Raw genomic sequence first — 20,216 nt, forward strand, 5'->3', positions numbered from 1 at the left:
AGGGTTTAACTTTTCACAAACAACCGCTTATCAAATTCAAACGGAACAGTTTCCAGCACCCTGATCTTGCTGAACTCCTGGTGGTGCGGGTTTACAAGGAAGTTATGATTGCCTTGTACTACTGCCGAGGGCACTTTCATCACCAAAAATACGCTTGCCTGCACAAAGGCATCTCCAATTTCCTGTGAAGCATTCGGGTGCGGAAACGAATTCCAATCTGCTGGCAGTTCTGCTGTATTTAGCTCCTTAACAGTAACTTCAGCAGGAATTTCAATCTTAACTAAGTGGTAATCTTTAGGCACGATGCCCAATGGCATGTGTACGGCTATTTCTACGGTGCAAAGCGCAATAGACTCGCTGGTGTAAAGCATGGCGGTACCTTTACTGTTCCAGCGCCCGCCCGCCAGTTCTGCTCCCTTGCCAGACAAATCGTTTTTAAACCTCGCCTTGCTGAGTCGGTATACGATCATGCCAGCACGCCGTGTTCTATACGAGTCAGTTCATCTTTCAGCACCCCTATTCCAAAGGTGCTATCTAAGAGTTCCTTTGGCTTTATACCTCCCAGGGCAACATTCTTTGCCTCCAGCCAAGCATCAAAGTTTGCTTGATCTCCAAACACCTCCACTCCTTTATTATACACCATTGTTATCTCCAGGATTTTCTCGGAGTGCAAAGGATCGAAAGTGCGCTGCTCTTTTTTGTAACGCTGAAAAGTTCGCTCCGACAGGTGCAAAAAGTTAGACCATTCGGTCGTGCTGAAAGGACTCTTATCTGCTATTGCCTGAAATAAAGTATATTTCACTCCCTCGCGCACAGCACTGATGAGCATGAAAACATCTTTGTCATCAATCCATTTATAGCTCAGGCTATCGGTTATACTTAGTGCGTGTCCCATATCAGTTGTTGTTACCGTATCAAATATACGAAACTTGTCATTAAAATAACGTCAACTGTCATATTTAAGTTTCCCTTATAATTTGATGTTAGCCAAACCTCCATAAACACACTACTCCTCCCCCAGCAATTCTCTAGCTGAAAGTCTTATGCGGTCAATCCATTTGGTCCATAAAGAATAGGAGAAATACAGAAATACAACTACAGCAACCATGATAGCGCCTAGAATCAGTAGTTTCTTAAAATCGAAAACAACATTAGAAGAGAAGAACAGCAGTATACCAATAGTATAAAGAATACTAGCCACCAACGACCAGGTCCTGATGCGGTAAAGCTGCTGTAGGAAATGCTGCAAAGAATCTTGTATGTTCAACTTCAGGATAGGATGTTGCAGTACAAAAAAACTGTAAAGGTTACTGCCCAAGTATAAAAGAGCACCAAAAATTAAAGTTACATTAGCATGCATTGGTTTACTGGATCCGTCGAAGGCATCGTTAAAAAGGAAAAGTAATGCCAGCATAGCCACAGCCTCTACCACTAGTTTAGTCCTGATTCTGTTCAACACAGGGTGCTGCCTTAACCGCGTCATGCTGTTTAGTTCTTCTTTCTGAAAATGCTGTCCTGTAGAGGCATTCTGCCAGTTAGCTTTCATTTCATCTAAGTTCATGGTCTTAAGCTTTTAGAGTTTGTTTTAGTTTTGATTTGATCCTGTTGAGCCGCACGCCTACGTTATTTTCACTGATACCAAGCACCTCCGCTATTTCGCGGTAAGAGAAATCTTCCAGGTAAAGCGCCATAAAAGCCTTTTCGGCATCGTTTAACTGCTGCAAGGCCATGTAAAGCTGTTCCTCCTGTTCATTTATAGCATTAGCTTCTGCGGCAAGTTCAGGTGGGGCGTCGGAATAGGTAATGGCAGGGCGAGGTTTTCTGAAAGTAGCCAATGCTGTGTTTAGTGCCACCCGATACAGCCACGTGCTTACATCCGCCTGTCGCTTGAATTGAGGATAGGATTTCCAGAGCTGGAAAACGGTTTCCTGAAACAGATCTTGTCGGTCTTCAGGTGAGCTACGGTAAAGCCTGCATATTTTATGAATAATGCCTTGCTGTTGCTCCATCAATTCTAGAAACTCAATTTCCATAGCGGTGCTTTTCTATTTGCCTTATTAGTTGCAGAAAGGCAAAAAACCTTACAGCTAAATCTAAAAAAATTTGAGGATAGGCTTTAGCAGGAAAACAGCAATACCCAAGACGCTCCTCCAAGATGAGTATTTATACAAAAAAGCACTTTTTTATAAACACTATTGTTAAGCGATGACAGATATAAATATATGTGCTCCAGGCATGACTTTTGTATGGCTTGTTCTTATTAGAAGCGGGAGGCGAATACAGAACCGTTGTAGCTAATTAGCAAAACTCGCCTCAGCAAATAAAATCAAATACCATTTAGAGCAACAAGAAATGTAAAAACAGCCTCTACAGAGCTATAATACAATAAGTTGTTTTGCAAAGCCATATTTATTAGCTTTAAAAGCTTTTTAACAGCCATACCATATAGAAATTGTTTATGAAGAAGTTATTTTTTGCCGCTGCGGCGCTACTGTTTTCGGCCACCATGTCTTTTGCCCAGGAGCAGCCAGCACAGCCCGACCCAAAAGTGTTGCCTATGTTTGGAAAGCAAGCCAAAACAGAACAGCAGCAACTGCAGGACGAGAGATTTCTCTCTAGCTGCGATAAAAGCTTTGCTAACAGACAAGAAGCCAGCAAGTTCTTTTTAGAAAGAGGCTGGGAATATTATAACGAGGGGCAGTTAGATACTGCAGTATACCGTTTTAACCTGGCATGGCTTTTAAACCCCGATAACAGCGATGCTTACTGGGCCTTCGGATTAGTATCTAACACACAAGGAAAAGTAGAGGATGCAATAGGTTTCTTCGAAAAAGCGTTGGTATATACACCTAACAACTCTATGCTTCTTTCTGATGTTGCGAGTTCTTATCTAACGCTGTATAACCAAAAGCCAAAGAAAAAGAAACTCAAAAAAGCAGCATCTTATGCCGAAAAGGCTTTAAGCCAGGATGCCAACAACGCTTATGCACTCTTAAACTTATCGCAGATCAAGTATTTTAAGAAGGACTATGCCGAGGCCTGGAGCTACTTTCACAAAGGCAGAGCATTAGACCTGAGGGTAATCGACTACAGCTACGTAACCCTGCTGATGGAAAAAATGCCTGATCCTGATGGCTTCTTCAAGTCAACTGCTCCTAGTGGAGAAACAGCAGCTCAGTAACTATAAAGCCCCTAAAACTAGGGGCTTTTTTATTGCGGCAAGCCTAACAAAGACTGTTCCTGACAACTAGAGTACCCCGCATATTTCTAGTTTAGTTTAAATAGGTGTTTCAGATATTGCCAAGTATAAAATTGAAGAATTAGGCATCAAAGATTCTAGATTTTTATATATTTGTTCATCACCCTTAGTAACTTTTAGCCTAGTAATAATATGAAAAAGAATTTTGTAAGGGCCTCTGTATACTTGTTGGCAGGTAGTATGGCGCTCTCCTCGTGTGTGGTTTCGAAAAAGAAGTACGAAGACCTGCTTTCAAGAAAAAACGCTTTAGAAGTAGATAAGTCAGAACTGCAAGAGCAAAAAGCAACACTAGAACAGCAGAAAGCACTACTGGAAGATGAAAAAGCTAACCTGGAGCAAGAGCGTGCACAACTAGAACAACAGAAGGCTGAATACCAGGAAAGCCTTGCAAAAGCTCTTAACGAGGGTAAGTCGCTTAGCGAAACGCTAAACATGAGCAAGTCTCAGATTGATCGTTTGAATGCTGACCTTAAAGCTCGTGAGGCCCGCTTGGCTGAATTGCAGCGTATTCTGAATGAAAAGGAGAAGGCGGTGGCAAACCTGCGTAACAAAGTAAGCAGTGCCCTGCTTGGCTTTAACGACAAAGACTTAAGCATTAACGTTCGTAACGGCAAGGTATACGTATCACTGGCTGAGCAGCTTTTGTTTAACTCAGGTTCTACTAAAGTAGACCCGAAAGGTGTAGACGCTCTTAAAAAAATAGCTACCGTACTGAAAGAGCAGCAAGATGTAAACGTATTGGTAGAGGGTCATACAGACGATGTGCCGATTTCTAAAGGCACAGTAGGCATGCAGGACAACTGGGACCTAAGCGTTTTGCGAGCAACAGAAATAACACGCATTATGGCTGAAGCAGGCTTAAACCCGACCAGAATCACACCATCTGGGCGTTCTAAGTATGTACCTGTAGATGAAGCCAAAACAAAAGAGGCCCGTCAAAAAAATCGCCGCACAGAAATTATCCTGACACCGAAGTTGGATGAGTTGTTCCAGATCTTAGAGACAACCTGATCATACAAAGCAAAATAAAAGCGCCAGCCTTATCTAAGGCTGGCGCTTTTATTTTATACCCATCTAAGGCAAGTTTGGGTTATCTAAAAAGAAGCTTGCACCTCTACCACAGGCTTCGGCAGCACACGCCGAAAAAGCGGAATCAGCAAAAAGTACAGAACAAAGCCAATAGGCAATGCCAGTATAGCCCAAGCTGCCAAGCCTGCTAAATTAGCCATCCAAAGCTTCTTAATAGCCTGAATCCAATCCGCTTTAAACATAGCTACTATTTCGTCTAAAGAGAGCTGTAGCTTCTCCAAACCCAAAGATAAAATTCCGAGCCTGATAAAAGGGACATACAACAGCAACTGTAAAGGCTGTACCAGATAGCTTATAAGTACGGTAGCAGCAATATTTAACCTGAGCCTGGCAGCGACAGCTGTGGCCATGATAGTGGTGAGCCCAAAAGCAGGTATAATACCTACAATAGAACCCACAGCAACGGTAGCAGAAAGCTTAGAAGGTGTCATGCCCTGCTTCAGCAGAGCGAGCATAGGCTTAACAAGCCTGCGCTGAAAAAATGATTGTATAGTTTTTAATATAGACACCTTAAGTAGTTGAAAATGCCTAGCTATTAGAGCAAGGCAACAGATATGTGGTACTAATGCTACATATTTTATACCACAATAGTTTTAAAGTAACCTCCAGACCCAAAATATATTGTATTTTTTTCAAGCATATCAATTTCGGCTTTGTCAGAAAACAGAAAACATGACCAAAACAGGTACCAGCCGCCATTGAAACAAGAACAGAAACATGAAGCCTTCGCAGCTTATTGATATAAAAATAAATATTTTCTATGCTGTTAAACCATTCTAGTAGAACCATGTCTAAACAGGAAAGAAATCATTTATTACCACACTATTCATGAAAAAACTAACACTGACACTGGTTCTACTGATAGCCATTGTTAACGCCTACGCACAAGGTGTTGCTGTGTATGGCACAGTACTCAGCGGAAAAGACACGACTGCTTTACCTGGCGCAGCAGTTATGCTTCAAGGTGCTGCGGGAAGCAATACGGGTGGTGCAGCAGATGTTGATGGCAAATTCAGAGTTGAAAGAGTTAGTCCAGGACAATACACTGTCATCATCAATTATTTGGGGTTCAAGCCTTACAACAGAACGATTCAGGTACAAAACCAGTCTTTGAACTTGGGCAAAATACTCTTGGAAGATGCTTCAGCCACTTTGGGCGAGGTACAGGTTATAGGTCGTGCCCCACTTGGTGAGCAAAAGGGCGACACTACGCAGTTTAACGCAAAGGCCTTTAAAACTGCACCTGATGCAAGTGCCGAAGACCTGGTAACAAAAATGCCAGGCGTAACCATAGAAAACGGAACTGTACAGGCACAAGGCGAAGAGGTTAGGCAAATCATGATAGATGGCAAACGCTACGGTGGCGATGATGTAAGTTCGGCCTTGCGCAACCTGCCAGCAGACGCCATTGAAAGTGTTCAGGTATACGATAGACAAAGTGATCAGGCAGCATTTAGTGGTTTTGACGACGGAAACCGTGCCAAAACCTTAAACTTTGTTACCAGAAAAGACCGCAGACAAGGTCATATGGGTAAAGTATCTGCTGGTTACGGTACCGACGATCGCTATATGGTGGGCGCGGCTCTCAACATCTTCAACAACGACAGAAAAATAACCATCACTGGCCTCACGAATAACATCAACATGTTTGATTTTTCTATTGGCGAAACGCCAGGCGGTGGTATGCGTGGCCGAAGAGGCGGCTGGGGCGGTGGTAGCCCGAACGGCATTATTTCTACAAACACCCTTAGCGCAAACTACAACGACGTTTGGGGGAAAAAAATTGATGTAAGCAGCAACTACAGCTACAATAACCGCGATATTGTAAACAACCAGTATAAGTTCCGTGAATATACTTCTGGCTTAAACGCAGGAGACGTACTAACTGAAAACAGCCTGAACAACAATACTGAAGATAACCATAGACTTAACTTCAGATTACAGTACAACATCAACGAAAATAACAGGTTGTTAGTAACACCAAGCATCTCACTTCAGCAAAATACTTCTACAATATTCAGAGAAGCAATTACAGCGAACGAAGCAGGTGATCAGTTGGCTACCTCCATTAACAGCAACACAACAGACAGCAAGAGCTTCAACTTTAACAATAACATCCTGTACTCACACCGTTTCGGGAAGCCTGGACGTGTATTTACCACCAACTTTAACACTTCTTACAGCAGTTCTGATAACAACAGATACGAAAGAGAATCTACGTTAGACCTGGTAGACCCTAACAGAAACGTAACCAGAAATCAGTTTAACGATATTGAAAGAAACAACCTAGCTTGGTCTGGAAACGCATCTATCTCTGAGCGTGTAGGCGAAAATGCTCTCCTGCAGTTAGAGTACAACATTGGTAACCAAGTAAACGATTCTGATAAATTAGCTTATGACTTTGATGAAAATACGCAAAGCTATAACGAGCTGAACGTACCGCTAAGCAACTCTTTTGAGAGCACATACCTGTCTCAGAGCGTTGGGCCAAGCTACCAGTATCGTACCGATAAAACCAGGCTACAGCTAAACGCACGTTACCAGTATGCCACACTTACAAGCAACGCCCAGTTTCCAGAAGTTTACAACATCAAGCGCAACTTCTCAAACGTACTACCTTCTGCTGAGCTAGAATATAAGTTCTCACAGTCTCAGAGCTTGAACATTAACTTCAGAACAGGGACTAACGTGCCTTCTGCTGAGCAACTACAGGAAGTACTTGATATCTCGAACCCGCTGCAGGTAAGCATTGGTAACCCTGACCTTGACCAGGATTACCAGAACAGATTGTTTATGCGTTTCAGAAGCTTTAACCCTGAAACAAACCGTGTGTTCTTCTTAGGTGTGTTTGGTACCATGACAGATAACTTTATCGCCAACAGCGTATACAGTGGCGATAACGTACCAGCCGAACTGATTGAAGGGTATACCCTGCGTACTGGTGCCCGCCTTTACCGCCCAGTAAACCTAGACGGATATTGGAATGTGCGCTCGTTCTTTAACTACGGACAGCCTATTAACTTTATCAGTTCTAACATTAACTTTAACGGCTCTATTGGTTACAGCAGAACGCCAGGTTTGATTGATGATGTGTTAAACTATGCCAACACCACTAACTTAGGATTGGGTGTTAACCTGAGCAGTAACATCAGCGAAAAAGTAGACTTCAACATCTCTACAAACGGTAACTATAACATTGTAAAGAACACTTCTAACCAGGCTTTACAGAACAACAACTACTTCACGCAGAATTCCAATGCCCGTTTAAGCTGGATCCTGTGGAAAGACCTGGTGTACCGTACCGAACTGAACCACCAGTTTAACTCAGGTTTATCGTCTGGTGTAGATGCCAGCTACCTGCTTTGGAACATGAGCGTAGGTAAGAAATTCTTGAAGAGCAAGAAAGCAGAAGTTAGCTTCAGTGTAAACGACCTGCTGAAGCAGAACGTGAGCATCCAACGTAACGTGACAGAATCTTTTGTTGAAGATGTGCAGTCTACGGTACTACAGCGCTTCTTTATGCTGACACTTACTTACAACATCCGTAACTACAACGGCGAAATGCCAGCACAGAACGGTGGATGGGGTGGCCCAGGACGCCCTCCAAGATAGTAAGTACCATTAAAATCAAATGCAAAAAAGCCTGCCTCGTGCAGGCTTTTTTATTATAAAAGCAGGCAAAACCCACACTGCAGTAATACCAGTTGATATTTAGCTGCTTCCATATCAGTAAAACAAATAAGGTTTTACATTTCACCTTCAGAGCAATTAGCCTGTGCCAGGTGCACTAATGACGATTTTTTGTTTGAGCGTTCAGCGAGTTCAAAATCGAATTGATTCTTTTGCTTACTTTTCTCATCAAGGAGAAAAGTAAGGCCCCGCTGGCGAGGCGAAAAGCTAACAGGGAGCAGTGAACTTCACCAATTGCAGATGGACTTATAGGTTTTTAGAATGTTTGGAGCAATGGAAGCTCCTTTATACGATTTGATATAAGATTCATAAAGCTCTCCGCAGAAGGCGACGACGTTAATGAGTTAACCTACTACGAACAGAATAGCCTAGTTATTTTTCTGCCCTATACCCAATTTGTCTTTTATCTTATCTATGGTAAGCGCATGTTCTTCCGTACCGTCAGTACCTAGCAAAAAGGAGTAAGCATTCAGCTCGCTATGGTTATCACAGTATACTTTAAACATGCCCAGAAAAGGGACGGCCACAAACATCCCTGGCAAACCCCAGATCATCCCTCCTACCACAATGCTAAGAATTGTGAACATAGGATTTATGTTGACCTTGTTTCCTGTAATGTTTGGGGTAAGAATATTATTTTCTGTAAACTGAACTAGCAGAAAAAAACCGACCACTACAAGAGTCTTTTGCGGATCGCCCTGTACCATAAGCGTATAGATAACGGGGAAGGCTCCACCGATAAGCGTTCCGAAGTAAGGTATGAAGTTGATGAGGGCAGCAATAATACCTAACAGTATGGCATAGTCTACTCCAATGATGAGCAAGCCTATACTGTTAATGACACATAGTATGAGAATTACAATAACGACACCACTCATATAACGCTTCATTACGCTGGCAATTTCGTCTATAACGCACTGCGTCGAGGAATGGCGAAAGGAAGGAAGCAGGCGAAGTATAAAGTTCTCAAACTTGTTACGGTAGTAAAGCAGCAAAAACATATAAACAGGTATAAGCCCAAATTTGGTGATGGTGTTCGTTGTGGCCATCAGCACATCTGCAATAAAACCTCCGCTAATCTCGAAGGCATTATAAACCTGCTTCCGCAACCAATGCTCGTTCGCTGAGTCAGTGTCGCCAAACTTATCATCAATCGCGTATTGTAGCCTGTCCAGGTTCTTTAGTGCTTGCTCCTGCAGGCTCGGAAAATCAGACAGGAAAGTAGAAAGCTGTTTATACAAAAGCACAAACAAACCAACTATAGCCAGTGTGCTTAAAATAATGGTTATGAAGTTTGCTAGAATTCTAGGTACACCCCATTCTTCTAGTTTCTTTACCACCGGATATAGCAGATAAGAAAAAAGAACTGCCATAAAAATTGGGTAAAGAAACTCCCGTGCCGCCACCAGTACGTACACCAACAAAACCAAGAAAAGCAGAATCCAAGTAAACTGTTTTATCCGATCGAGTTTTTTTGCCATATATTTTAATACTCCATTTATAGCAAAAAGGGTATGTTTTGATAAGCAGGAATGAAATAGAGAAGGATTTGAAGAAAACACTTATCTGAAGTAGCCATAGTAATTACGTACCTTTGTTACCAGATCAAAACTTAAAAATGAGTTTCAAATCTAACGCTGTTCCCAATAACCATGTTGAGATAGCAGTACAGGTATACAAAGCCTAAAGTCTAACATCTTTTTCTATCATCTAGAATCTAACCCAATGCCAACTTTCCAAGACCTGAAACTAAATCCGCAGCTGCTACAAAGCCTGCAGGAGTTGAATTATACCACGCCCACTCCTATTCAGGAGAGTGCCATACCTGTGTTGTTACAGGGCAAAGATGTAGCAGGACAAGCCGAAACTGGAAGTGGCAAAACGGCTGCTTATGGGTTGCCCCTTTTGCAAAGCGTAAAAACGGAGTTGCAGCATGTACAGGCACTAATAGTGGTGCCTACACGAGAACTGGCTTTGCAGGTGCGCCAGGAGCTAAAGCAATTCGGCAAAAACATCGACAACCTGAAGATCAGCGCCTTCTATGGCGGGCATGCTTTCTCACAGGAGCGAGCTTCCCTGGCCCATCCGCCACAGGTGTTGGTAGGCACACCAGGCCGACTGACAGACCACCTCAACCGCAACACCTTAGATTTGACTCATACCAAAATAGTAACCCTGGATGAAGCAGATAAACTTTTGGAGATGGGATTTCAGGAGGAGCTAGACCAGATTATAGAAGCACTCCCCCGCCAGCGACAAGTTGTTCTTTTTTCTGCCACCATGCCAGACCCTGTAAAAGAACTTATCTCAGATTCACTGAAAGATCCGAAGTTTATAAAAGCCTCCTCCAATGCCATACCTGACCAGGTAAAGCTGATAGGCATAAAGGTTGAGCAATCGGAAAAGAAGGCTACGGTAGTGCAGCTCTTGCAAAGCTTGCCACAGGCAGGCACAGTTGTTTTTGCCAACACCCGCGCAGCCGCCGATGAACTTACAGAACAACTACAGGATGCTGGTTTAGCAGCCAAAGCTTTACACGGTGGCATGGAGCAGCAGGACCGTGAGAAAACCATGACCCTCTTCCGTAACAGCAGCACCCACATTTTAGTCGCCACCGACTTGGCTGCCAGAGGACTTGATATCTCTAGCCTAGAAACAATTATTCACTACGAGTTGCCAGACGACCAGGCCGCCTACCTGCACAGGAGCGGCCGCACAGGCCGTGCTGGCAAAAGTGGCACTGTATATACCTTGGCTACCCTGCGGGACGAGAAAAAGCTACGAGAGTGGGGACTGGTACGAATGGATGAATGGCTTTCGCTACAGAAGCTACAGGCAGCAGAAACAGCACCTGCTAGTAAAGCCCCTGCCTTTGCCACTCTTTATATCAGCGGTGGCCGCAAAGATAAAATTAGTCCACGAGATATAGTGGGAGCACTTATAGCGGAAGCAGGCCTGAAAGCAGACACCATTGGTAAGATAGAGATACAGGATCGCCAAAGCTTTGTAGCTGTGCCAGAGACTGAAGCTCAAATGATTATCAGTAAGCTTAGTGTTGGCAAAATTAAAGGCCGCAAGTTTAAGGTAAGCTTGGTTAACTAAGGTGCTTTCAAGAGGACTCATAGCAACAGCTTATAAGTTCAAGCTGCAGTTCTCTGGCAAGGCCTCTTAATAAGTTTACACGTCTTTAACTCAACTTTAGATCAGAAGCAGTAATTTTGCTTCCGAACACAACTAACATAGCATGAAAAAAATCTCATTGCTTGCAATTGCCCTTTTGGCCTGCAGTGCCTTATCTTATGGCTGGGGCTTTTTTGGCCATAAAGTAGTACATCAACTCGCTATCTATGGTCTGCCAAAACAAATGCAAGCTTTCTTTTACAAGCACCAAGATTACCTGGTTCAGAAATCTGTTAGACCAGATGAGCGTCGTAACGATGATCCTACTGAGGCTCCACGTCATTTTATAGATATTGATGTGTATGGAGAGGATGCCGTATATACCATGCCTCAGGCCTGGGAAGCCGCTGCCGCTCGCTACTCTGCCGATACACTGGTAAAATATGGTATTGTGCCTTGGCATGTTGTTGTAATGAAAGAGCGCCTTACAAACGCCTTCAAGCAGCAAAACGCAGACAACATATTATACTATGCAGCAGACCTAGGCCATTATATAGCCGATGCACACGTACCGCTGCACACCACCGTAAACTACGATGGGCAGCTGACAAACCAAAAGGGTTTACACAGCCTGTGGGAATCGAAAGTGCCAGAGATGCATGCAAAGACATACCAACTACAAAATAAAAAAGCTGTTTATCTTCCCGACACAGAAAAAGCAATTTGGGAAGTTGTAAGAGCTTCTCATAAACTTTTTCCGCAAGTGCTGGAAGTAGAGCGTGAGGCAACCAAAGGATTTACGCCTGAAACGAAATATGTTACTGTTGAACGTTACGGCAGACAACGCCAGTATTATTCAGATGAGTTTGCTGCAAAGTATGCCGAACTGCTGGGCCCAACTGTGGCACAGCGCCTGGAAGGATCTGCAGAGGTAATTGCTAATTTCTGGTATACATGTTGGGTAGACGGCGGCAAGCCTGACCTGGATAAGCTGATGGAAAATAAACTAACCAAAGCTGAAAAGAGAGAACTGAAACAGGAGAAAAAGATTTGGAAGAAAAATCAGCTGTTTCAACAAAACAAGATTATTGCCACGCAAAAGCAAAACAATACAGCTGAGTAATTAAATTCTGCGCCACATATAGCGGCTATACTTGCTTGTGCAGGTATAGCCGCTTTTTCTTTAAGGTTTTATTCGTTGAAGCAATTATTGCCTATGGTTGCTACACTAAAATTGCACTCTTTTACTGAGGTTAAACAGCTCAAGAACGAATAACCTATAAAACAGGAAACTTCGTATACCAAAGATATATGAAGCTACTCTTTCTTATACTCTCTTTCGGTCTTTTGATTATTGCGCCTGTTAGTGCTCAGAATACAAAGCAAATACAGCAGACAGTAGAACAAATTGCACAGAAATACAGAACACTAGACGCCCAAGCTGATTACGTTAAGGCCAACGGTGTGCCCATAGCCAAAGAAACTCGCTTTATCCAACCCGAAGATGAAGTAGTGGAAGAATACAGTAGCTTAAAGCAAATTGCGCTGGTGCGGCACGGTGAACCAGATATAAACAAGACTGGAAAATTTTCGCATCAAGAAGCTCAGCGATATGTAACTCGGTACGACAGCGTAGGCATAGTAGTACCTGACAAACCTTTTTTTGAAATAAAAGACCCTAAAGAAGTAGCTATCTTTTCAAGTTCAGTACAAAGAGCACAAGCTACTGCACAATACCTCTTCGGCGACTCAACCGAAATGGAAGTGTCGCGGGATTTCAGAGAGTTTGAAACCCGTATTGGGAAGCGAGCCATCAAGTTAAGACTACCCATCAAGCTCTGGACAACAAGTGCTCGCATCAAGTGGATGTTAGGCCTGGGTCGCGGTGAAATCGAAAGTTTCGCTGATGCCAAAAATCGTGCTCAAAAGGCTGCCGAACTAATAGCAGATGCTACAGAAGAAAGGCCTAAAGTAGTTTTAGTGGCGCATGGCTTTTTGAACCGATACATAAAAGAAGAACTACAAGGAATGGGCTGGCATGTAGTAAAAGACGGCGGCTCGAGTTATTTTGCTACGACCGTACTTGTCAAAATCGATCCAGAAAAAAAGCAGAAAGAACAAGCTTCCCACGAATCTGCAGGCCAATAGCTTTTTGATTTTACCCTCCGTTTTTAGCAGGCCACAGTTTAATCTGGTTCAAAATAATTGCTTTGGTAATTTTTCAATTTACAAGCATAAGTAATGATCGTTCGTCGCTGTCTGTAGAGCCAGCAGTATCAATAAATCAGAACTTTGTCAGGAATTCTGTACCTGCATTCTCACTATCTCGCTGCCAAGGCTCCTATTACCTGCTCCCGTGTTACCCTATAAACGCTACTTCTGGTAGAGTTACAATAAAAATACGGTATTTGAAATCACAATTTCTCATGCTAAGTATAAACACTGATTTTTGCACTAAAATAAATAAGCTACAAAACCTAAAATTCCATATCACAACTCTCTATAATAGAGAAGAACGAGCAAAATAAAACACTTGTGAACACATGCATGAATTTCAACCACAGCTCAAATTGCACTGCTCTACACTAAGTATAAACTACTATCCACGGATAGATTAGCAAAACTCAGCTGCTTCTGCAGTAGCAGCACGTACAAATCAGTACTAAAACTTATTAAGCTATGAGAAAAAACAACCAGAGTAGTAAAGATTTTACTTCAGAATTAGTACCTCAGCATGGGGTAAAGCAACAACAGAAAAAAAACAAATGGATGCGTTTAGTCCATATGTTAGTCTTAGTAGGAATTGTTTCTTCCTTGTCAGCCTGCGACGATGATGACTCAGGCACCTTAGAACCAGACGGGCCAAGACCTGAATGGGGACCAACTATAACAGACGAGATGCTTACTGTAATAGAAGCGCTGGACAGCTTAATGTCTGGGCCACCTCTACATGAGCGTACAGCAGAAGAGGCACGTATGGCACCTACCCCAGCAGACGCTGTTATGGCCGTAATGGAAAACAACAACATTTCTATGCCACCGTCTATGGTTGATACCACAGGTCAAAAAATCCCTGTGGATGGCGGCATGATCCATGTTCGTATCTATACTCCTCAAAATGCCACCGCACCACACCCAGGCATTGTTTATTATCATGGTGGTGGCTGGGTAATAGCTGGCATCGACACGTACGACGCTTCGGCACGTGCACTTTCAGAAAAGACTGGAGCCGTTGTGGTTTCTGTAGCTTACCGTCAGGCACCAGAATATAAATTCCCTACCGCACATAACGATTCATTTGCGGCTTACCAGTGGGTGCTTAATAATGCAGCGTCGCTTAACATTGACATGGACCGTATAGCCGTAGCTGGTGAAAGCGCAGGTGGTAACCTGGCCGCAGCTGTCAGCATGATGGCTCGTGACAACAACGTGCAAATGCCAGTGCACCAACTACTGGTGTACCCTATTGCAGACCATAATTTTGAAACACCATCTTACCTAGAATATGCTAATGCGAAGCCTCTGAGCAGACCGCTCATGATGTGGTTCTTCGATAAGTACCTAAGCAGCCCTGCAGATGCAGAAAGCCCTTGGATCTCACTGGTAGACGCTCCTGACCTTACAGGACTACCGCCTACCACCATTATAAACGCTGAAATTGATCCACTACTGAGCGAAGGCCAAACGTATGCCGAAAGGCTAGAGGCAGCAGGGGTGCCAGTTACAACGAGGGTGTATGAAGGTGTAACGCATGAGTTTTTTGGAATGGCCGCTGTTGTACCGCAAGCCGCCGATGCACAAGACCTTGCAGCCGAAGAATTAAATGAGGCTTTTGAAGATTAGTTTTTAGATAACTTTAAATCAAGGTAGCAATTATACCAACTATAAAAGTAAAAGCCGCTTGACTGTAGTGTCAGGCGGCTTTTATATTTTACTAGCATTTTGAAAGCATCTGTTCAACTACCTATACATAGGCCATTGTAGCTTCCTATGGCGATGTGCTTAGTGCAGCGGTAAACTTGGTTTTAAAACTCTATGAGCCAAGATCGCCTATACCTTCAGTCATACATTAGCGTAAGAAATAGTATACAGAAACGAAACAGGATGATGAAAGAAACTACCATAGAAGACGTGATAAAGCAGCATGAGGAATCTGGCTACTACTTTAAGGTGAATGGTGTACAAAGTTTTGCTCTTGATGTAGGCTCTGGAGAACCAGTGCTTTGTTTGCATGGTGTTCCTACTTCCTCCTTTCTTTACCGAAAGCTTGCACAGGCTTTGGCTGCCAAAGGCCTGCGAGGAATATCTATAGACTTACCTGGTTTAGGACTAGCTGACAGACCCGCAGACTTCGACTATTCTTTTAGGGGCTTAGCGGACTTTTGCATAAAGGCCACAGATGTTCTTGGCTTAGAAAAGTGTCATTTGGTTGTGCATGATATTGGAGGCCCAATAGGCTTTGCACTTGCTGCACAACTCAGAGGCAGAATTCTATCTCTTACTATTCTGAACACTTGGGTAGATGTAGAGGCGTTTGAAAAACCTCTACCAATGCGACCGTTCGAGAAACCTGTACTAGGCGAAACGGAATTAGCGTTGCTTACCCATAAAACATGGCACCTTGCTTTTTCTTCTTTTGGAGTTTCCAGTACTAATGGGATTTCCAATCCAGAAATAGAGGCTTATATCGACTTATTGAAACGAGATGATAACGGCAGCGCCTCTCTGAAAATAATGCGCAACTTCGATAAAAGCGCTGCTTTCAAGGAAATGTGCTATCAGGCCGTACAAAACACTCCTTATCCTGTACAGGCTATTTGGGGTGCCGAGGATCCTGGGTTAACATACGAGCGTTATGGTTTGGAGATAAAAAAAGCCGCAGGTTTGGCACTAGTGCATAAGCTACAAGCGAAACACCTGCTACAGGAAGAGAAATGGGATGAAATAACTGACCTAATTGTGCTGCAGGCAGCCTCAGGACAGGTTTGAAGCTTATCCATCAAAGACAACAACGAAGTATAATGAGTTAAAAGTCCCTGCTTAGAGTACGCAGTTTGCCTGCAGATAAGGCTAACTTAAAACTGAAATTACTTATTGCCGTTTTAATAATAGAACCAGTTATGAAAACTTATGCAATTTAAAAGACCACCGATACTGCATAACGAGCAAGGAAAAGTGCGGACTGTAGGGTTCGAGTTAGAGTTTACAAATCTTGGAATAGAGGAATCGGTGCAAATTATACAAGACCTTTACGGAGGCGAAGTAAACAAAGAAGGCCGTTTTAAGCAAAAGGTGGTAGGTACAAGTCTTGGCGACTTCACTATAGAGTTTGACCTTACTTTGCTGACCGAGAAAGGCTACAGAAAATTACTGACGCCGTTTAATATCCACCTGGATGAAGTAAAGCTCCAAAATGGCACTTTAGAAGATGAGGTAGAGAAAGCCCTTGAAAGTATAGTGGGCAAAATATTCCCTTATGAAATCGCCTGCCCTCCTGTTCCTTGTACAGAACTGGAACAACTGGAAAGGCTAAGAGAGTCTCTATACAGCCATAGTGCTGAAGGTACTGAGTCTTTTATTACCAATGCTTTCGGAACTCATATAAATGCTGAATCGCCTCGGCTAGATGCAAACACGCTCTTGAACTACATAAAAGCTCTGATACTCCTTTACCCCTGGCTGCTACAGATAGGTAAAACTGATCTAGCCCGTAGATTCAGCCCTTTTATAGATCCATTTCCAAGCACTTATGCGCAGCTTATATTGGCTTCAGACTATAAACCTGATCTCACAAAACTCATATCCGACTATCATACTTATAACCCAGACCGTAATCGGCCGCTAGATATGTATCCAATCTTTGCTGCCTTAGATAAAGACCTAATTCAGCGGTATAAAGATATAGGCAAGGTAAAGGCGCGAAACACCTTCCATTATAGGCTGCCTAATAGTTCTATTGCCCAACCAACTTGGACTTTAGCTCAGGAATGGAACAACTGGATTTTAATAGAAGAACTAGCCTCTGACCAGGAAAAGCTGGATAAGACTAGTCAAGAGTTTATAGCTCTAAAGGAAGACACGCTTATTGGTTTTGATAGTAAATGGACGAAGAGAATAGCGCAGTTAGCTTCCTGATATCTTTGAGGGAACTCTAATATGAAAATATTTAACAGGTTTTATTAAAAACGAACGGGATAGTTGCTTCGCTCTACCTATTACGTTTCAACGAGTATGGTTTTGAGGCCCAGCAACTCCCCTGTACTAGCCTTGCCCAATATGAAAGCTGTGATTTTACGCTCACCAACCCTATAGACTTTAGTTTGTTGCAGGTGCTGTTCTATAAATGCCTGCAGCTTCTGAAAGCGAGAGGCTTCAAGCTTTTCCTCGTCTGACATGTCTTCCGTTTCGTTTGTCATTTTCCGAAAAAAATACTGCAGTTCGACTACTTCTACCTTCTCCTCCTCTGCCTTTCCTGCCCAGGCAAGTAGCTCTGTTGTTGTTGTTGGTTCGCTACCGTCTTTGCCTGAAAAATGTACCACCTCGAATGTAGCATCTGTCTCACTAACGTAAAACAAACCTTCTGACTGCTGTCGAAGCCCCTCCAACAGGTTTGCCGTGGAAATATCTGTATTATCCATCCGTTTTAAGTTGGGTAAATGTTGAGCTTACTTTGTTGGCCCCATGTCCACTTTACTTTCCAGAACTTCCTGCACTGCTTCAGGCACAGCGGAAAGTAAATCATATCCTGTAGCACTTTCGATGGCATCTACAGTTGTGCGGTAGTAACTCCAATCTGATCGCACAGAATTAAGGTTCGGAGTATCTACTGCAATTACACGTGTATCTGAGTTAATGCGCTGCAGGTCATTCTCTCCTTCTGGCAGCACCACCAGTACCTTCCAGATACGTTTGGGAACAGTAACCCTGCCTTTATCTATTGTTTTAGCACTGCCATTGCTACCTGAACCGCCAATGCCATAGCTTCCCATTATAACATATACTTCATTTCCTTCAGCTACCAACCTACGGGTATAATCTTCCAAGTTGGCCCAAGTTTCCTGGTTATTATTTGGAGCCTGCGGAATCATGTTTGTCATCAGAAAGGTGGCAGCGTTATCTTCAACAGTTTTGGTCCTGTCTGCTGAGGGGGCATTATGTCCTCTGTCAAAACCACTACTCCTGTAAGAGCTTGCCGTTACCTTGTACCATCCTTCTGGTAATTCGGGGTCTGCACGGAAATTATCCTGCCTGTCGGCACCGCCCAACCAGCTAGCATTTACATGCCAGCTTACCCAGTTTGGTGTACCCCTATCGCGGCTGTAGGAGAGCGCGAACTGTGGCTTTTGCATCAGGTAATTATTAGGGTTATTTATGTCTGATGTCGCACCATTTGGATTCCCCAGCAGTAACTGCTGCTCTTCTAGTGACTGCCTGGGTGAAACTTGAATTTCCTTACATCCAGACAAGACAAGCAAGAAAAGTAGGATATGGAAATAATATCTATAGGTATGTCTAAGCATTGGTATATAATATAGAATTGGATTTATGGAAGCACTGTACTAATTTTTATAAAGCAACCGCTTCTGTGTTCATTTCTAAAAAAGCTATTTTAATTTCATTCAGTAAGCAAAGGGCCTCGCCTTCAGGTGCTGTTTATACGTGCTTTTTAAGCTGAACCTATGGACTCTTTTGAAATTTTACGACAAGAAATCACTAAGCATGCATCTGGAGGTCTAGCAAATGAATTGCTGTACAGCCAGTTGCATCTACCATCATTTTAAAACAAAAAAGCCTTGCAAGTACCGAACTTACAAGGCTTTTAATTCAAATTAGCAGAGAGTGAGGGATTCGAACCCTCGATACCCTTTTGAGGTATACACACTTTCCAGGCGTGCTCCTTCAACCACTCGGACAACTCTCTAAACAGGGTGCAAAGATAAGAGATTAACTTTTACAGTTGCAAGGGCTTTCCTGCATATATTGTTAATTAAATGGATATCTCTCCCCTAAGATTACTTTCTAAAAGCCTTTTGGTATTAACCTGGTCTTTATTCAGCCCCAACACAAACATCATTTTAGAAATGGCAGCCTCTGTTGTTATATCAACTCCACCTATAATGCCCATGTTAAAGAGATGTTTGCTTGTTTCGTAACGGCCTTGCTCTACCCGTCCTTCATCACATTGCGACACATTCAGTATAAATATACCTCTGTCCATGGCTTCTCTAAGCAAGTCTAAAAGCCAGCTAAAGATGGGGGCGTTGCCAGCACCAAAAGTTTCCATTACTACGCCACGCAAGCCAGGCGTACGCAAGATACTAGCCACTACCTGAGCCGTAATACCAGGAAAAAGCTTTAGAATGGCAACTCTGTCATCCATATGACTATGTACTTTTAATGGCTCCGTAGGGTGAGGCAGGATGGAACTCCAGTAATAGTCTATCACCACTCCTGCCTTGGCTAAAAGCGGATAGTTCTCAGATTTGAAAGCATTGAAATGACTGCTCTCGACTTTCTTACCTCTGTTGCCGCGCAACAGCAGGTTGTGGAAGTAAATGCACACCTCAGGCACCAGGCTATGGCCATCTATTTTGGTGGCGGCAATCTGTAAGGCTGTAATTAAATTTTCGCGTGCATCCGTTCGCACTCTACCGATAGGTACCTGAGCACCAGTAAAGATAACGGGCTTGCACAGGTTCTCGAGCAAAAAACTCATAGCAGAGGCACTATAAGCCATAGTGTCTGTGCCGTGCAGTATCACAAAGCCATCGTAGTTATTGTAGTTCTCTTTTATCAGCTTGGCCAGCAGAATCCAGTTTTCTATCGTTACGTTAGAAGAATCAATAACAGGCTCAACGCTAACAACTGTAAGCAGATACTTAAACTGCGCAAGTTCAGGCACTTTTTCCAGTATCTGGCTAAAGTTGAAGGGCACCAAGTGTTTCTTTTCCTCATCGAAGACCATACCTATAGTGCCACCTGTATAAATGATAAGGATGGATGCCTCAGGGTCTAAGGGTGCAGCTGTATCTATTTCAACTTTTATTACTTGCATGAA

At 43.1% G+C, this 20,216-nt stretch carries 18 protein-coding genes and 1 tRNA gene; 9 read left to right on the plus strand and 10 right to left on the minus strand.

Features of this window, described 5'->3' with window-relative positions:
- Positions 1 to 5: 5 nt before the first annotated feature.
- The 4 genes from LN893_RS02065 to LN893_RS02080 all read right to left on the minus strand — a co-directional run bounded on the left by LN893_RS02065 (position 6) and on the right by LN893_RS02080 (position 2,033).
- Positions 6 to 470 carry an RES family NAD+ phosphorylase gene (locus tag LN893_RS02065; protein WP_229967798.1) on the minus strand — a complete coding sequence of 155 codons (465 nt, stop codon included), beginning with the start codon at positions 468 to 470 and terminating at the stop codon, positions 6 to 8.
- Complete coding sequence (locus tag LN893_RS02070) at positions 467 to 895, minus strand: Xre family toxin-antitoxin system antitoxin (RefSeq protein WP_229967801.1); 429 nt, start codon at positions 893 to 895, stop codon at positions 467 to 469. Before LN893_RS02070 ends, LN893_RS02065 begins: the two co-directional genes overlap by 4 nt.
- A gap of 111 nt (positions 896 to 1,006) precedes the next feature.
- Positions 1,007 to 1,561 carry a hypothetical protein gene (locus LN893_RS02075; protein WP_229967803.1) on the minus strand — a complete coding sequence of 185 codons (555 nt, stop codon included), beginning with the start codon at positions 1,559 to 1,561 and terminating at the stop codon, positions 1,007 to 1,009.
- A 4-nt stretch (positions 1,562 to 1,565) separates the two neighbouring features.
- Positions 1,566 to 2,033 (minus strand): RNA polymerase sigma factor, encoded by a 468-nt coding sequence (locus LN893_RS02080; protein WP_229967805.1) that lies wholly within the window; start codon positions 2,031 to 2,033, stop codon positions 1,566 to 1,568.
- A gap of 425 nt (positions 2,034 to 2,458) precedes the next feature.
- Here LN893_RS02080 and LN893_RS02085 point away from each other — a divergent pair, with 425 nt between their 5' ends.
- Complete coding sequence (locus LN893_RS02085) at positions 2,459 to 3,181, plus strand: tetratricopeptide repeat protein (protein WP_229967807.1); 723 nt, start codon at positions 2,459 to 2,461, stop codon at positions 3,179 to 3,181.
- A 210-nt stretch (positions 3,182 to 3,391) separates the two neighbouring features.
- Positions 3,392 to 4,270: an OmpA/MotB family protein gene (locus LN893_RS02090; RefSeq protein ID WP_229967809.1), complete on the plus strand. Its 879-nt coding sequence runs from the start codon at positions 3,392 to 3,394 to the stop codon at positions 4,268 to 4,270.
- An 83-nt stretch (positions 4,271 to 4,353) separates the two neighbouring features.
- Here LN893_RS02090 and LN893_RS02095 read toward each other — a convergent pair whose 3' ends face one another.
- Entirely contained in the window at positions 4,354 to 4,857 is a 504-nt protein-coding gene (locus LN893_RS02095; RefSeq protein WP_369427648.1) for a DUF2062 domain-containing protein, read from the minus strand.
- A 319-nt stretch (positions 4,858 to 5,176) separates the two neighbouring features.
- Between LN893_RS02095 and LN893_RS02100 the strand changes: the two genes are divergently transcribed.
- Positions 5,177 to 7,960, plus strand: coding sequence for a TonB-dependent receptor (locus LN893_RS02100; RefSeq protein ID WP_229967812.1), 2,784 nt, complete (start codon positions 5,177 to 5,179; stop codon positions 7,958 to 7,960).
- Positions 7,961 to 8,406: 446 nt separating this feature from the next.
- Here the strand turns inward: LN893_RS02100 and LN893_RS02105 are convergent, their stop codons facing one another.
- Positions 8,407 to 9,519, minus strand: a complete 1,113-nt coding sequence (locus LN893_RS02105) for an AI-2E family transporter (RefSeq protein WP_229967814.1) — start codon at positions 9,517 to 9,519, stop codon at positions 8,407 to 8,409.
- 244 nt (positions 9,520 to 9,763) lie between these two features.
- Here LN893_RS02105 and LN893_RS02110 point away from each other — a divergent pair, with 244 nt between their 5' ends.
- The 6 genes from LN893_RS02110 to LN893_RS02135 all read left to right on the plus strand — a co-directional run bounded on the left by LN893_RS02110 (position 9,764) and on the right by LN893_RS02135 (position 17,293).
- Positions 9,764 to 11,140 (plus strand): DEAD/DEAH box helicase, encoded by a 1,377-nt coding sequence (locus LN893_RS02110; RefSeq protein WP_229967816.1) that lies wholly within the window; start codon positions 9,764 to 9,766, stop codon positions 11,138 to 11,140.
- Positions 11,141 to 11,282: 142 nt separating this feature from the next.
- Positions 11,283 to 12,281: a zinc dependent phospholipase C family protein gene (locus LN893_RS02115; protein WP_229967818.1), complete on the plus strand. Its 999-nt coding sequence runs from the start codon at positions 11,283 to 11,285 to the stop codon at positions 12,279 to 12,281.
- A 188-nt stretch (positions 12,282 to 12,469) separates the two neighbouring features.
- The gene (locus tag LN893_RS02120; RefSeq protein WP_229967820.1) at positions 12,470 to 13,306 is read left to right on the plus strand and encodes a histidine phosphatase family protein; all 837 of its coding nucleotides are present in this window, start codon (positions 12,470 to 12,472) and stop codon (positions 13,304 to 13,306) included.
- A 531-nt stretch (positions 13,307 to 13,837) separates the two neighbouring features.
- Positions 13,838 to 15,001 (plus strand): alpha/beta hydrolase, encoded by a 1,164-nt coding sequence (locus tag LN893_RS02125; RefSeq protein WP_229967822.1) that lies wholly within the window; start codon positions 13,838 to 13,840, stop codon positions 14,999 to 15,001.
- Between the two features lie 261 nt (positions 15,002 to 15,262).
- Positions 15,263 to 16,147 carry an alpha/beta fold hydrolase gene (locus LN893_RS02130; protein ID WP_229967824.1) on the plus strand — a complete coding sequence of 295 codons (885 nt, stop codon included), beginning with the start codon at positions 15,263 to 15,265 and terminating at the stop codon, positions 16,145 to 16,147.
- A gap of 141 nt (positions 16,148 to 16,288) precedes the next feature.
- On the plus strand, positions 16,289 to 17,293 hold the full coding sequence (locus LN893_RS02135; protein WP_229967826.1) for an amidoligase family protein: 1,005 nt from the start codon (positions 16,289 to 16,291) through the stop codon (positions 17,291 to 17,293).
- An 80-nt stretch (positions 17,294 to 17,373) separates the two neighbouring features.
- Here LN893_RS02135 and LN893_RS02140 read toward each other — a convergent pair whose 3' ends face one another.
- The 4 genes from LN893_RS02140 to LN893_RS02155 all read right to left on the minus strand — a co-directional run bounded on the left by LN893_RS02140 (position 17,374) and on the right by LN893_RS02155 (position 20,213).
- On the minus strand, positions 17,374 to 17,796 hold the full coding sequence (locus LN893_RS02140; RefSeq protein WP_229967828.1) for a nuclease A inhibitor family protein: 423 nt from the start codon (positions 17,794 to 17,796) through the stop codon (positions 17,374 to 17,376).
- 27 nt (positions 17,797 to 17,823) lie between these two features.
- Positions 17,824 to 18,678, minus strand: a complete 855-nt coding sequence (locus tag LN893_RS02145; protein ID WP_229967830.1) for a DNA/RNA non-specific endonuclease — start codon at positions 18,676 to 18,678, stop codon at positions 17,824 to 17,826.
- A 313-nt stretch (positions 18,679 to 18,991) separates the two neighbouring features.
- Positions 18,992 to 19,079: transfer RNA gene (locus LN893_RS02150), tRNA-Ser, on the minus strand.
- A 66-nt stretch (positions 19,080 to 19,145) separates the two neighbouring features.
- Positions 19,146 to 20,213, minus strand: a complete 1,068-nt coding sequence (locus tag LN893_RS02155) for an asparaginase (RefSeq protein WP_229967832.1) — start codon at positions 20,211 to 20,213, stop codon at positions 19,146 to 19,148.
- Positions 20,214 to 20,216: the final 3 nt, after the last annotated feature.

This window comes from Pontibacter harenae (genome assembly GCF_020907245.1).
Classification (GTDB): Bacteria; Bacteroidota; Bacteroidia; order Cytophagales; family Hymenobacteraceae; genus Pontibacter; species Pontibacter harenae.